The sequence below is a fragment of the Proteus myxofaciens ATCC 19692 genome, from assembly GCF_001654855.1.
Taxonomy (GTDB): Bacteria; Pseudomonadota; Gammaproteobacteria; order Enterobacterales; family Enterobacteriaceae; genus Proteus; species Proteus myxofaciens.
Genome location: NZ_LXEN01000057.1, coordinates 19,444 through 34,260, shown reverse-complemented (window position 1 = coordinate 34,260; position 14,817 = coordinate 19,444). Strand labels below are relative to the sequence as shown.

The following is a 14,817-nucleotide window of genomic DNA, read 5'->3' as shown; positions in this document are numbered from 1 at the left end:
AAAGTTAGCGGATAAACAAAATGAAGATTGCAAGCAGAAAGCAACTACAATGATAGTCTCTGCCGCTGTTGGATCTGCGCTCTCTATTGGTATAGGGGCTACAGGTGCTGTTACTTCAGGTAAAGGATTAACTAAAAAAATAGTTAATGAAACTAATAAAACTAATAACACAATACTAGCAGGTCAAGCTATTACTGCGGCTGCTGAACCTATTGGACGTGTTGCTGAGCAAAGTATACAGTCTCAAAATACTGTCGTTGAAGGAGAGATGAAAGTACTCGATGCAAGAGCTGGTGCAACAAGCCAGGTAATTAGCAATAATAATAATATACAACATGAAATGATGGAAATGGTTACCACGTTAATTAAAGCACTGGAAAGTATTATTCGTGCAAATCAAGAAACAGCTTCGAATACGGCCTCTAATCTTAGAGGTTAAATTATGGAAAAGTTAGTTGCTTCTACGATGCAAAATTCTTTAATTTCTATAAAAAATAAAACTGACTCTAAAGTTAATATTATTGATAATATAGATGAAAAAGATTATAAAATACCTGAAGATGTTTTAGATGGTATGAGGGATTTTAATCGAGCTAGACATGGAGATGTTGAAAATGAAAAAACAAATTATATTATTGAAGGACTGCCTTATGAAGATGTAAAAGCATTTAATAATAGTTTTTATATGAAAAACTCATTAAAACAAAAGTCTCTATTAAAGTGGTTAGGTCCTGATTCTGATGTAAAGGAAATAGCTAATTTACCCTATAATCAATTGGGTGATAAAAATGTATTTATTACAAAATCAATAAATAATGTATCAACATCAGATTCTTTAGCTGAATTTTTTTCTTATATTAATGAATCACTGATTGTAGGAAAAACAGATTATCTAGATCTTTTACAAACTATTTTCGCTAAGTATATGGATTTTGTTAATGGTATTAGAAATATATTATCTAGATTGGGGGATTATACTAAAGCGGGCGATAAAGACGGTTACATAAATATCGATTTAACACAGATGATTAAAGATTTAGAGGAATTTCGTTCATATACATCAAATCATAGCCCTTTTGAAGAAGAAATTATTTTTTCACCGGATTCAGAGGGACATTATCATCGTACAATAGATTATCACAAAATCTTTTATGAGAATATAGAGTCAGTAAATGGATCTATGAATACGCTAAATGATTTACTAAACGGCATTAATGGGATTGAAATGGCTCGTTCTCTCGATATAGATCCTAATTCTAATAGCCATTTTAAATTTTCCACTAATATCAAACTTGATGATCTTGATAAATTAATTGCTTCTTTGAAAGCAAAACCTAGTGGTGCTCATGATATATTACAAACTGAATTTGATTTGTTAAAAAAATCATTTGATGCATTAGAGAAAAAAATTAATACTAATCTTGATGAGTTATCTAAAAAAACCAGTGCTGCGAATAGCAATTATGATAATTTTGTTAAAATTGTCAGTGGTAGTATTAATACATTACTTGAAATGGCAAAAGGATTCTTAAGATTTTAATATATTTTGTTTATTTATTAAATTTAAAAAGCGCTACTGTAAATTAATAGCGCTTTTTTATTGTCTTTTAATTAAAACTTATATTCAACACCTAGCCAATAATTACGCCCATCTTCCAGATAGCCTTCGGTATATTCGTATGATTTATCAAATAAGTTGTTCACAGATGCATTCGCTGAAATGCCATGACCAAAATCATAATCTAAACGTAAATCTGTTTTGGTATAACCTGCGAGTTTGTCGTTCTCATCAATACGGTTATAGCGCCAGCTTTGTGCTTCTTCCATTACAGTAAAGCGCACAGGTTCTGCGGGTATAAAGGTTAGCCATAGATAAGCTTTATGTTTAGGTAAGCCTTCTACATGGTCGATTTTTTTAGGATCACTATGAATATAACTATAATTTAACCCTAGCTCTAACCATGTTGCCAATTGGCCTTTAGTTCCTAATTCTAGCCCCATATAATTAACACGTCCGCTATTTTGATTTTGGAAGAAGGCATTGCCATTACGATAAATGGTATGTGCCATAATGGCATCGCTGACCCGGTTATAATAAACGCTGGTTTGATATCCCCAGTTATCTGTGATGTGGCCATCATAGGTTAAGTCAAAAGACAGCGCTCGCTCTGGATCTAAATCTGGGTTGATGATTCCTTTTGATCCATCTTTTGGTTTTTCCGTTGTATAGCGCTCTTTTTGAGTAGGAAAGCGACTGCGGTCAGCGATAGAAAAACGCACTGTATCACTATTCGCTAAAGTGTATTTCGCCATCATTTCCCAGTTAAAAGCATGCTGTTTATTGTTATCAGCCCCTTTATCTGTTTCACGGCTATCACGCCAATCATAGCTAATAGCACTGACTAAATCGAAATCATGCGTGACAGCCCATTGATATTCTGTTGCTAATGACCATGTTCTGTCTTTATAGCGCATCCAATCGCCATTTTTCTCTTTTTGAGCGCGGTGTACATCGTCTTTCCAATGTGCAGCAAAAGAAAGTAAGTCATTTTCGCGAGCATCAAGGCCTAATTGCAATGCGGCACCATTAGTATAATCATCATAATGGCTATAACTGACATCATCTTTTGCTTTTTTAGGGTACATATAAAGGGTGTTTTCAAATTTATCATGATAAGCACGACTTTGTAGATTAATGCTATCACTCAGTTGTGTGATACCACTGTAGTAATAACTTTCTTTATTATAATCAGGCCATGCCCAGTATTTGAATTTACCTTTGCCTGATGTTGAAGGTGGACTATTTTTATCACCATCTTGTTTTACGTAAGTGAAGGTATATTCATCGGAAGCACGCGGTGTCCAGCCTACTTTTATCATGCCGCGTTTATCATCTGTTGATGAATTATTACGACGGCCATGGGTACCTGCATTGGTATTATTATCATCAGCATCGGGTAATGGTGTGAAGCGCTGTTTTAATTGGCTACCGCTTATTTGAATAAAGCCAAGCTCGCTACGCATACCTAATCGTGCACTCATGTTATGCGCATAATCAGCACCACGAGCAAAACCTTGTGAATAAGCGATGTTTCCTTCTAGCGGTTTTTTCGGCGTTGCTGTGGTGATATTAATTGCACCCCCCATTAAATTAGGACCTTGCAATAATGAGGTATAGCCTTTATTCACTTCAATGCTGGCTAAATCATTGGTAGTAAAACGTGCTAAGTCTAAATTACCATCGTAAGGAACATAAGTAGGAATACCATCAAAGAAAACAGGTACTTGTCTGCTATCAAATCCTCGTACTTTGAGGGTGTATTCATTACGGTTACCTGATTTTTGCATCACAACACCGGGTAATGTCGCAATGGCTTGTGCTGCATTGACTTTATTTTGTTCAAGCATTTGTGATTGCGTTAATACATCTGGGTTAGCGGCAATAGGGCTACTCCAAACTGTGAGTAAATCAGGCGTTAATTGCCCATAAGTCGTATCAGCAATGGCTGTGCTAGAAAGTAGAGCAAGCGTTAAGCAAGTATATAGAGGTTTTAATTTCATTCTTTTCATCTCAATAATAAATTATCTTTATATAGTTATTTATATAGCGAGTGGCGTAACAACAACGTAAGTTAATGCGTATTCATTCATACTCATTAATGAATAATGTTATATTTTTATTTTATTTTCGGTTTAATTGTACTTTTATATCAGTAGGTTGTGCATAGTAGGGCGCTGATGTTACCATTAACGTAATTCCCGTTTTAGCAAACTTTTCAATCGTATCGAGATTGATACCACCTGCAAGAGAAAGACGGCAATGGGGGGCTATCTCAAAAGCTTCTTGCTGTAATTGATAGATATCTTCAATCGAAAATTTATCTAATTGCACAATATCAGGTTGTGCTTTTAGCGCTGCTCTCGCTTCTTTAAGGTTATCAGCTTCAACAACGATACATTTTTCAGGTGCTGCTTTGCGTAATTGATTAACGTGTTGAACCCAATTATCAGGCTCAGCGAGGAAATGACGATGATTAGCAAAAAGTAAAATAGTTTCAGAACATCCTTGGCGATGAATAATACCACCGCCTGCTAATATGGCTTGCGTTGCAATAAGCTTGGTACCTGGAATATTTTTACGAGTACAAGCAATATGCCCTTCAGGCTGATAGCGGTGATAAATTTCACGCATTTTTGCCATGTATTCGCTTACACCACAGCTCCATTCAAGTACATTTTGTACGACTTTCCAGCCTTGATGTAGGGCATCAGCACGACCTTCTGCTTGAATAAGGCAATCACCTGCATTTACAATATCGCCATCATGGTGATATGTGGTCACGATTAAACCTAGCTTTTGCAATAATTGCCGTGCTAATTCAATGCCACTTACTGTGCCTGCTTCTCGCCTTGTAAATGTCATCGTACCTAGCTGATTTTCAATATTTAATGCGCGACTTGTTAAATCACCATATTGAATATCATCCATCAATAAATTATCTAGAAAAGCACTAGGATAATAAATCATAGAGTTAGCTCACTTTCAGGCACAACATTCCATGAAATCATCGCCCAATCTCGTGTCGGTGTAATAAGAGAGACATCATTTTGTATGCAGTCATGATAGTGACGTTTTAGTTTTGTCACTTCTTCTTCACTTAATGGACCTACTGAGAAATTGATGCTTTCAATAAATTGCTCAAGACTATTCACATTGCTTTGACAATTACGGCTACGTATATAATCAACTTTAGGGTGAATTCCCATTTGATTGAGCATATTAACTGCATAAATATAAGTCGGTAGTGTAGGTACATTTCGTCCTAATAAACGAATAACACGGCTATCAACAAACGTTGGTGAAACCGTATGCGTGGTATAGACACGTTTTTTCGCTTGTCGATTTAGCTTTAATAATGCCGATTTGAGATCCATCACTAAGGTTGAGCGTGAAGCGACTGCAATATCACAACGTGGTAATTCATCCCAATTATCTTCCCATGAACAGCAAAGAAATTTCGCATGTGAAATGCCTGCTTGTTGTGCTCTACGTTTGGCAACATCAAGCATGCCTGTGCTGTAATCAATACCAATAATATATTTGAATTTATCAGCAACATGTAAGCTAATAGAACCTGGGCCACAGCCGACATCAAGCAGTGTTTCTGCATCCGTAAAATCCATCATTTTACGAAACTTAATTAAATAGGGATCGTTAGGATTAGCGCAATTTTGAGCCATTTTTTCAGCACGCTTATCCCAATGCTCAGGCGCTTTTTTTGTTCTCTCAGCCTGTTGCATATGATTTTTATAAAGCTCATCAAAGTTAAGTGTTTCAATTGTATTCATGTTATTGCCTATCGCTCTTATTATTGTGTGTGGTGTTAAAGTGCGCCTGAATTTCTTTAGGTGTTACGCCATAAAGGTGCGCTAAATTATCGGGTGTTAGTAAAATATCTGGCTTATCCTGTAATATTCTGGAGTTTTGTGCGAGTAAAATAACTTCATCCGCTAGATATGATGCATGTTGAGGATGATGAGTAGACATAAATACGCTTATACCTAGCGTTTTCAGTCTTTTAACTTGCGTAAGTAGCTTAATTTGATTCCCAAAATCAAGGCTCGCCGCGGGTTCATCCATAATCAGTAATTTAGGTTGTTGGACTAATGCTCTGGCAATTAATACCATTTGTTTTTCACCACCGCTTAGCGTATCAAAAGTTCTATGTGCAAGATGAGAAAGCGAGAGCATTTCGAGAGTTTCTATCGCAAGTGCTTTATCAAGCTTACTTGGCATCGAAAAAAGAGAAAGATGAGCACCACGTCCCATTATGACCATATCGATAACATTAAACGAGAAAGGAATGTGTGTTGCTTGAGGCACATAAGCGACAACTCTAGCTAATTCAGTTGGTGACCACTCACTTACATTCATATCAGCAAGTAGAATATCGCCAGAAATACGTGGCAATAAACCTAATAAAGTCCGCATTAATGTCGTTTTACCACAGCCATTAGCGCCTAATAAGCAAATAATCTCTCCTTGTTTAATATGAAAAGAGAGGTTTTCAATTAGTGGCTTATTTTTATAGCCAATCGATAATTGATGCGCTTTTGCGATGATCATCCATTTCTCCTTGTATTAAGCAACAGCATTAAGAAGAACGGTGCGCCAATGGCGGATGTTAAAATACCTAGTGGTAATTCAATATTTGCAATAGTGCGCGCTAACGTATCGGTTATTAACAGCATAATTGCGCCACAAAGTAAGGAAAATGGCAGTTGTTGAGAGAAGTTAGCACCCACTAATAGTCTGGTGATATGAGGCACAATTAGCCCTAACCAGCCAATAATACCGGCAATAGAAACAGCACTTGCTGTGATTAATGTCGCTGAAAGAATAAAAATAATGCGCGTTAATTCAACATTTAAGCCCAGTGAACGCGCTTCTTCATCAGATAAACTGAGTATATTCATACGCCAACGTAATAATATCAGCGGAATAAAGCCGATAAGCATAAGCGGTATCACTGCAAGTAAATCAGGAGCTGTAATAGATGAAAGCCCACCTAATAACCAAAAGGTAATTGAAGGCAGTTGTGTATAGGGATCAGCAAGAATTTTCATCAATGAAATTGCAGAGCCACATAGCGCACTTACTGCAATCCCAACTAATACGAGAGAAAGAACAGGATCATGCTGTTTTGCGAGTTTTGCAATGGAATAGACCAGTGCGACAGCTAACAGACCACCTGTAAAAGCAAACAGCTGAACTGACAACATGGATTGCCCTAAAAAAATACCGAATACAGCGCCCACGCCAGCCCCTGATGACACACCAAGAATATCAGGTGAAACGAGTGGATTACGAAACATGCCTTGATAGGCAGCACCTGCTAGCGCTAATCCACCCCCAATTAATATTGCGGCTAAAACGCGAGGTAAACGTATTTGCCAAAATACAATTTCACTTCGGCTATCACGAGGAATATCGACAAATAAATTACCAATAATATGCCCAAATTCATTTATTGTTAGTGAATACTTACCACTTGTAATTGCTATGATAATGCTGATTAAAAATAGCGAAAAAAGTAAAAACCAGCGTAAAGATTGACTCATGACGACCTCAATAATTGCTGGCATTGCTCAGTACTTAATTGCGTATGATAAAAATGCGAAAAATAGTGCTGTAAATCATAAAGCGCGATTTCTTTTATTCGGCTATCAAAGTGGCTTTGTAATCGGCGCATACCGATTAAACGATTAATGCCTGGTGGTCCATCTAACCAACCAAAAGGTAATCCTGTAAATAATAGAACTTGTTGTTGCTTAACCGCTTGAATATTTTGCCAAATGGGTGATTGCATGATTTGCTGATACGCATTTTCATCTTGGGTAATAATAATGTCAGGATCCCAGATAAGCAGTTGTTCTAAAGAAACCTCGGTTAAACCCGTAAATTCAGGTAAATCAGCTATATTTTCAAATCCAAGTAGTTCAATCGCTTCTGTATGAATAGAACCTTTAGCGCCTGTTTGTAATCCTTTAGCACCACGAGCAAGATAAAAACGTTTTTTCTCTTTTTGTTGTGATGCAAAAAGTAATGCATCATCAAGGTATTGTTGTGCAATTTTTGCAAGATTATCGGCTTTCTCAGTCACCCCTAATAGCGCACCGGTTTGGCGCAATTGTGTTGGGCTATCTTTTAATGTGCCATCAATTAATACGTAAGGTATGCCAGTTTGCTCAGAAACACGTTTGGCAAGTGAATGGTATGTTTCATCAACATTACCGCTATCAATAATAATATCAGGCTCTAAGGTCATGAGTGATTCTAGAGAAAGCGTGCTTCCTCTACCTGATAAACGACCTAAGCGAGGAAGATTGCGTAATTGAGCGGTAAATAGGTCACTGTTGGTTAAATTTAGAGAAGAAAAGCCTAAGAGTTTTTCAGGTACAAGTGCCAGTAATAATTGATCAGTAGGTGCACCTGCGCTAATCACACGATGAATATATGAAGGCTCAGGAAGATATCCAAATTGAGCAGCAATACGTGATGTTATTGCTGCTCTAACGGAATGAGGAAGTGCAGAAAGAGCTGCAATTGTTGTAAGGTAAGTTAAAAATTGTCGTCTGTGGATAGGCATAATTCACACTTTTTATTGTTTTATAAAAATATCGTTATTTATTACAGTATATAACGAAGTGAAATCTATTTCTTATGGTTTAAATCAAGAGAATGGCGGTGAAAATAAATTCTACATAGACATCTGAAAAACTTTATTCAAAATAGTGTATAAGATAGGGATAAAATTTAGTTTTTTAAAAATAAAGTATGTATTAATACAGATTTCTTTGGATAATTACGATAAAGATGAAGAAAAAACGCCCCTCATTACAGGATGTCGCTTCGCGAGTTGGTGTCACAAAAATGACTGTGAGTCGTTATTTGCGCAATCCAGAACAGGTTTCTGAAGCTTTACGAGGAAAAATTGCTCGTGAATTAGAGAGCCTTAATTATATTCCTAATCGTGCACCTGATATTTTATCTAATGCGACAAGCCATGCGATAGGTGTGTTATTGCCTTCTTTAACGAATCAGGTTTTTGCTGAGGTTATTCGTGGTATAGAATCAGTGACAGATAAACATGGCTATCAAACCATGTTAGCGCATTATGGCTATCAAGCTGAAAAAGAAGAAGAGCGGTTACTTTCATTACTTTCCTATAATATCGATGGGCTTATTCTTGCAGAACGTACTCACACACCTAAAACACTTAAAATGCTAGAAACCGCAGGTATTCCTGTCGTTGAAATTATGGATAGCGTCTCACCTTGTTTTGATTCAGCAGTAGGATTAAATATTGTTGAAGCCTCTTATCAGATGGTTAAGGCCATGATAGCACGTGGTTGTAAACGTATTATTTATCTTGGTGCAAGACAAGATGAGCGAACATTGATGCGTTTAGAAGGCTATGAAAAAGCCATGCAAGAAGCGAATTTACCTATTGGTAACGTGATGACGCCAAAAAGTTCTTCTTATACATTAGGCGCAGAATTACTGTATGAAGCACGTAAAGTCTATCCTGATTTAGATGGTTTATATTGTACCAATGACGATATCGCGATAGGGGCTATTTTTGAATGTCAGCGTATCGGAATTTCTGTACCAAATGATATCGCTATTTCAGGGTTCCATGGCCATGATGTTGGCCAAGTCATGATACCACGTTTAGCCAGTATTTTTACACCACGTGATGAAATGGGACAACAAGCTGCGGATTTATTACTTAAGCGCATGAAAGGTAAAATAGCGAGAGGGCAAGTTGTTGATGTGGGCTTTCGTATTATTACTGGTGAAAGCATTTAATCATTATATTTGTTTTATTCGTGTTATATATTATCGTTTAAAGGGAGCCTTTATTTTGGCTTCCTATTTTTTATTTATTTCATATTTATTAGAACAGTAAATACGGTTTATTAAGCTTAAAAGTATTTTAATGAATTAATTTATTATTTAATTGTTATTAGATAATAAATCTATTAAACGTAATGGTACCCCAATAGGCTGGACATCAATGAATTGATAAAAATCATGCGTAAAGTCAAAAAATAGATAGCATAGTTTTATATCATACTGTAAAGATTCAGAAGGGAAATAAATGTAATTGGTATAGTTAAATTATTAATAATATATCAATACATTTATAGATGGGGGTTTTATGAAATTAATTGTAATATTCTTTATATTTATGATAATTTTTACAAGTTGACTATCTCTATAACTGTTATAGAGATCCATCATTGATAACTCGAAAATAGATGACATAAAAATATGTCATTGGGGATATATGCTATTCTAATTTAGAAAGACTTTATGCCATTAATGACAATTAAAAACTTATTATTTAAAAAACAAATGGTATATTTAATCTAATAATTCAAAACAGTTTATAATTTATGAAGAGAGTAATTAAAGGATAACTGATGAAAGAATTGAAGGAAGAAACTAAAAATATAATAATCATTATTGGTAGTTCTTTACTTTTTGCAATGCCACTTATAGTCATGTTATTTATTTGGGAGATATTAACTCTCCGTATATCAACAAGATTTATGGGTTCGCTAAAAATTATCCTGAAATATCATTACCCAGAAATCCAGTGTTAAGTGAATCTATGAGTCTATATCTTAAAACTATTCCTATTTATTCTCTGATATTTATTTTTTTTTATAGGAAAAGGCTAAGAAAAATCTCTAAATTTATATCATTAGAAAAGATGGTTTGGGCTTTTTTAGGGATGGGTTTATTTTGTTTAGGCTTCTTATATGTGTTTTTATTTTGTAATATCCAACTTACACAAACGAGAGGATTTATTCCTCAATTCTATACTAATGATTATTTATTAACTATATACTTTGTTATTTTATTTATATGTATATATTTTTTAACTGTTGCTTACATTGGTTTTGCTTGTGTTTTTTTAAGATATTTATTTGCTTTCTTTTTAAGAAAATAGGTCAACATTGAGTTGACCATTTTGTATTTAGTATGCAGGGCGAATTAATGAATTATTTAATTCTTTCATCAGATTATTATCTATTAATGAAGCTAAACTGCCAAGAAGGTTACGCCATCAGTGACTATTGAACCCGAAAGTTGATGAAACAATTAGGGTTAGTGGTTAAGCAAAAAAAACGATATCGAGGGACGTCGAAAGGCAAATTGATTGCCATAGCTGACAATTTATTGAATCAAAGCTTTAATCCAGTTGCGATTAATAGGTGATATTACCTATTTAAAAACACCAGAGGGTTGGCTCATGTCATCGAAAATTGATACCGCATTGATATTGATAAGCAAAGCCTTAATGATGGCGTATAACTTATGTTCTCCCTCAAAAGATTGTATGTTTCACAGTGACCGAGAGAGTCAATATACCAGTGGGCAATATCAAGCATTATTGAAAAGTTATGATATGTGCTCAAGTCAATAATACCAATTCTTTTTCAAGCAGTGCAATATTGCTTACCTTCCCACATTAAAGACATTATTAAAAAATCAGAAAATCAGAAAATCAGAAAATTAAATAATAATTAAATTCCTTATTAAACAACATAATAAATATTAGCTAATGCCCTATTAACTAAAGTTTATTAGCTCAATTAACTTCACATGCTATAGTTAAATAAATCGTCATTATTAATTAGATAATTTAAACTTAATAATTTATTTAAGTATAAAACACAATAAAACTATTAAAATGTTAAATGGATACATGGAGTGTGTTAAATAGAAATACAAGGAAGAAACTAAATTAAAACCAATTAGTAAAACTTAGCCCATATAAGTATTCATTCATATTACATTAAGGAGTATTTAAAATGGCAACAATAAATAGCATAAATGATTTATTGCGCACAAAAAAAACCACATGTGGTTGGGATGTATTGGTAGCGTATGATCGTGAAAAAGTTAATAAACTATGTTTTAGTCAATATATTCAAAAAGTATCAACTGGCAATAATTTCACTCCATTTAATCACGAGAATAAACAATATGGTCTTTTATTTAAAAATATTATTCTTGGTCCTCCATTAATTTCGTTTGAAAATACAAACATTGCTAATTCAAGTGTTATTGCTAGACTTAAATTTGTTGCAGGCGAGATAATTTATACAGATAGTGATGGACAAGTTATAAGATGGGATCATATTTCAACTAGAAATGAATATGGTTTAAAAATAAAAGTTGACCTGGCTTATAGTAATGGTGTCGTCAGCAATAATAGAAATGGTGATATTTCTATTAAATTTAATGAAGGCACACTGTTGGAAGTCGAAGGACTTGGCGACTTACCTGATGAATTATTATCCGTATTTAAAAATTATCTGAGAAAAACCGCAGTAACTTATAATCTAGGTGAACTCGTTAACGATAGTAGCAGTCATGATTTATACCCTCAAGAATTTATTGTTCGTACTCAACCGCACCCTGAATCAAATAATACAAATAGTTCTTCTCACGGAAATGGCGCTGTTTTAGTTTTTATTTCAACGCGTAAAGAAGGTAAAGGAAACTATCCAAATAATGATCAACCATGGATTATTCCTGACGGCAAATCAGCCACCATGATTATCCACGATAAACTATTATTTAGTTCATTACTTGCAGATACATTTAACGATAGAATAGCCAACTTTAACTGGGAAACTGAATATTACGCTGGAAATAATTCAAGGCTTAAATTTACAAGTGGCTATGTTCCCACAACAAATATAATAAGTGGGACTGTGACTTTTTTGGCAACCACAACAAATAGTCGAAGTGCATCAAGTTACTATAATCATAGACCAGCCCATTTATCCATGTCCGATTTTACACTTAGAGCAGATGATGACGGAGAAAGTATCGTTGGCGATTTTATTAACGCTTATTTTCAAGATACATTCTCTTATGATCAGTCTGGCCCTGGCTCCTCTTCTAGAGGATTAGATAATTGTAGTTTTAAACGAAGTGGTAAATTCAAAGCCAAATTAACGTTGGATAGGGATAGCAATATTGTTTTTAATGGTGGTGCTGAATTTAAAATCGAAGATCACAAATCATCTGCTAGTAAAATTACTATCGGTACTAAAGCAACGACAAAATTTGCAAAAGAAGCAACGGCCAACCTAAATCAATCAAATTTTTTTGAAATTCCTGCGATTAAAACCTTCTATATTAGAAATGTTCTATTCCCAAATGAAAATATTTTAAATTTTGATAAAGTGGCAATTCCCTCTGATTTAGTTCTTTATGGCAATATAGTTGAATCATCGACGTCACTCACTATTGAACCACAGGAAACGACTGTAAGTTGCGGAAATACAATAAAATTTACTGCATACTCACAAGATGGTTCACAATTATCACCGCTTACTTGGTCAGTCTCTGGAGTAGGCAAAATTGATCAAAATGGTGTTTATACAGCGCCGGATATCGGTGCTATTACTCAGAACAAACTCGTTATTATAAACGCAAAATATAAGGATGGTCGGAGTGGGAACTCAATAATAACATTGTTGACCTCACCGTTAACTCTAACAACTTCTTTTATTAGTTTCGCGCAATATAATGCACCTGAGCCTTTTTTATTTAAAGCAATTTTACCATCCTCAAATACAAGTAATAGAGTAACTTGGAGCCTTGAAGCTGAACCTGATAGCAATGGTGTTATACCTAATACTAAAGGATTAGATATTGGGCATATTGATAATAATGGTCTTTATACCCCACCGCAGCATCAATACCCAGAGGGCTGCTATGTTTTATCTATTCTAGCAACAACTTCTGGACAGTCTGAACGAGCATTAGTTTGTCTCAAAAATAAAGAAAGTATCAAAACAAAAATGAGGCCTCCATTTTATGATAGCGTGACATCATCTTCTGATAAAAAATTGCTGAGCATAAGTGAACGTCGTATTGATGGTGATAGTTGGAAATTAATTCCACCTATAGGCTCATTATCAGCAGTCCGTGACCACGATGACCCTGAAAATATTAAAAATAGAGTTTGGGAAACAGATTATACTGCCCCCACATTTATCGCTAAGCCTCAACTAGTTGTGGTTAAAGCAAGTAATAGTGATGCACGTAATGATGACTTTGCTGGTATTGGGATTATTAATTTATTACCTGATGAATCGGCTTGGTCTAAAGTTGATAGTTTGTCATTCTTCCAAATTATGTCATATCAGGGAACACAAGAAGACTCTCTTTATGGAAATGGCCTTAATCAAAGTACGATAGTTATCAAACTTAAAGCTTTAAGTAATGATCTTGAAATAAAAGTCCCTGCGGAAGATATTTATCCTCATCTAAAGCTGATTGATTTCAATACGGGTAAGGATATTTCTTTAGATCCTGACTGGAGTTATACCGTAAAAAAGAACGAATATAATAAACAAAAAACAGAAGGTGATGATGATAGTATCTTATTATATGTTACCTGTAAAAGCGGAGGGTTTAATAAAAAAATAGCGGCTACATTAACTTTAACAAAACCTGGTTTAGAAATTCCAGAGTATTCTACAGGGATGAATAGCAATTCAGGATTAGACAGTTTTGTTTATATTACCTCAATACAACCAATTGATTATCGAAAGAAAGATAATGTTATTACATTTCAAAAAAGTTCAGTGGTACTTGTCGATAATTTATCGTATACCGAGTCGTCTGAACCTGATAAATATTCTGGTGAGTGTATTCGTCATGATATCGAGATATCACCCAACGAAAAATATAATACAACGTTTAAAGAAATAGAATATTTTTATTCTCCTATTATTAATGAGTCCGTAAATAAACAGAATCAATACTGGATAATCCCTCAAGGTGAGCCTTCATTCTCTATTTTAGAAAACAATGGATTAAAATGCGTTGGAGTTAATAACTATTCTGTAGATACGGTGGCGAAAGCTCAAGTAATGGTAATGATGAATACAGGAGAAATGAATAAAGGAGAAAATGTTTATTTTAATGGAAATGTCTATTTTGAAAATGTAAATGAAAAACATACATATAGGTTGAAAGTTAATAATCAGATTTTCCCTGCTTTTACTGAATATAATGGAAGTCTGAATTTTACGGGATATGAATTCAAAATTCACGGAAAGTTTGCTGAAAAATCAGGATGGGCAAATACACTTAGCGAAGTTAGGGTGAATGTAGTAGATGAATATGGGAATAAATCCAGCTTAAAACTCCGTTGGGACAGTGGGGAACATTATATTTTGCCTGCAATTTCTTAATTAGTCGTTCTCTAAAATAGC

General features: G+C 34.6%; 11 protein-coding genes and 1 pseudogene. 6 read left to right on the top strand and 6 right to left on the bottom strand.

Annotated features, from left to right (window positions below; translation table 11 throughout):
• Together M983_RS17520 and M983_RS06620 are read left to right on the top strand one after the other, a co-directional pair.
• Positions 1–439, top strand: a pseudogene (locus M983_RS17520) (type III secretion protein); the annotation flags it as partial.
• 3 nt (positions 440–442) lie between these two features.
• Positions 443–1,540, top strand: a complete 1,098-nt coding sequence (locus tag M983_RS06620; protein WP_066748935.1) for an IpaD/SipD/SspD family type III secretion system needle tip protein — start codon at positions 443–445, stop codon at positions 1,538–1,540.
• Between the two features lie 71 nt (positions 1,541–1,611).
• On the opposite strand, the gene M983_RS06615 is transcribed toward M983_RS06620, so the two are convergent.
• The 6 genes from M983_RS06615 to M983_RS06590 all read right to left on the bottom strand — a co-directional run bounded on the left by M983_RS06615 (position 1,612) and on the right by M983_RS06590 (position 8,150).
• Positions 1,612–3,561 carry a TonB-dependent receptor plug domain-containing protein gene (locus tag M983_RS06615; protein ID WP_066748932.1) on the bottom strand — a complete coding sequence of 650 codons (1,950 nt, stop codon included), beginning with the start codon at positions 3,559–3,561 and terminating at the stop codon, positions 1,612–1,614.
• A gap of 121 nt (positions 3,562–3,682) precedes the next feature.
• Positions 3,683–4,528 (bottom strand): ModD protein, encoded by an 846-nt coding sequence (gene modD / locus M983_RS06610; RefSeq protein ID WP_066748929.1) that lies wholly within the window; start codon positions 4,526–4,528, stop codon positions 3,683–3,685.
• Positions 4,525–5,349: a class I SAM-dependent methyltransferase gene (locus tag M983_RS06605; protein WP_066748926.1), complete on the bottom strand. Its 825-nt coding sequence runs from the start codon at positions 5,347–5,349 to the stop codon at positions 4,525–4,527. Before M983_RS06605 ends, modD begins: the two co-directional genes overlap by 4 nt.
• Before the next feature lies 1 nt (position 5,350).
• On the bottom strand, positions 5,351–6,127 hold the full coding sequence (locus tag M983_RS06600) for an ABC transporter ATP-binding protein (RefSeq protein ID WP_066748922.1): 777 nt from the start codon (positions 6,125–6,127) through the stop codon (positions 5,351–5,353).
• Entirely contained in the window at positions 6,124–7,122 is a 999-nt protein-coding gene (locus tag M983_RS06595) for a FecCD family ABC transporter permease (RefSeq protein WP_066748920.1), read from the bottom strand. The genes M983_RS06600 and M983_RS06595 overlap by 4 nt, the downstream gene beginning before the upstream one ends.
• A complete protein-coding gene (locus tag M983_RS06590; RefSeq protein WP_066748918.1) occupies positions 7,119–8,150 on the bottom strand; it encodes an iron ABC transporter substrate-binding protein in 1,032 nt (343 codons plus the stop codon). Before M983_RS06590 ends, M983_RS06595 begins: the two co-directional genes overlap by 4 nt.
• Before the next feature lie 227 nt (positions 8,151–8,377).
• Here M983_RS06590 and gntR point away from each other — a divergent pair, with 227 nt between their 5' ends.
• The 4 genes from gntR (at position 8,378) to M983_RS06575 (ending at position 14,796) form a co-directional block, all read left to right on the top strand.
• Positions 8,378–9,373 (top strand): gluconate operon transcriptional repressor GntR, encoded by a 996-nt coding sequence (gene gntR / locus M983_RS06585; protein WP_066748916.1) that lies wholly within the window; start codon positions 8,378–8,380, stop codon positions 9,371–9,373.
• A gap of 709 nt (positions 9,374–10,082) precedes the next feature.
• Positions 10,083–10,523 (top strand): colicin immunity protein Cui, encoded by a 441-nt coding sequence (cui, locus tag M983_RS18060; RefSeq protein ID WP_074388151.1) that lies wholly within the window; start codon positions 10,083–10,085, stop codon positions 10,521–10,523.
• Between the two features lie 303 nt (positions 10,524–10,826).
• On the top strand, positions 10,827–11,000 hold the full coding sequence (locus tag M983_RS17375; protein ID WP_157091934.1) for a hypothetical protein: 174 nt from the start codon (positions 10,827–10,829) through the stop codon (positions 10,998–11,000).
• A 388-nt stretch (positions 11,001–11,388) separates the two neighbouring features.
• The gene (locus M983_RS06575) at positions 11,389–14,796 is read left to right on the top strand and encodes a hypothetical protein (protein ID WP_066748910.1); all 3,408 of its coding nucleotides are present in this window, start codon (positions 11,389–11,391) and stop codon (positions 14,794–14,796) included.
• Positions 14,797–14,817 lie beyond the last annotated feature (21 nt).

Bases quoted from the DNA above. Each gene is read 5' to 3' on its own strand.
- M983_RS06620 (WP_066748935.1), top strand. From the start codon at position 443: ATGGAAAAGTTAGTTGCTTCTACGATGCAAAATTCTTTAATTTCTATA.
- M983_RS06615 (WP_066748932.1), bottom strand. From the start codon at position 3,561: ATGAAATTAAAACCTCTATATACTTGCTTAACGCTTGCTCTACTTTCT.
- modD (WP_066748929.1), bottom strand. From the start codon at position 4,528: ATGATTTATTATCCTAGTGCTTTTCTAGATAATTTATTGATGGATGAT.
- M983_RS06605 (WP_066748926.1), bottom strand. From the start codon at position 5,349: ATGAATACAATTGAAACACTTAACTTTGATGAGCTTTATAAAAATCAT.
- M983_RS06600 (WP_066748922.1), bottom strand. From the start codon at position 6,127: ATGATCATCGCAAAAGCGCATCAATTATCGATTGGCTATAAAAATAAG.
- M983_RS06595 (WP_066748920.1), bottom strand. From the start codon at position 7,122: ATGAGTCAATCTTTACGCTGGTTTTTACTTTTTTCGCTATTTTTAATC.
- M983_RS06590 (WP_066748918.1), bottom strand. From the start codon at position 8,150: ATGCCTATCCACAGACGACAATTTTTAACTTACCTTACAACAATTGCA.
- gntR (WP_066748916.1), top strand. From the start codon at position 8,378: ATGAAGAAAAAACGCCCCTCATTACAGGATGTCGCTTCGCGAGTTGGT.
- M983_RS17375 (WP_157091934.1), top strand. From the start codon at position 10,827: ATGTCATCGAAAATTGATACCGCATTGATATTGATAAGCAAAGCCTTA.
- M983_RS06575 (WP_066748910.1), top strand. From the start codon at position 11,389: ATGGCAACAATAAATAGCATAAATGATTTATTGCGCACAAAAAAAACC.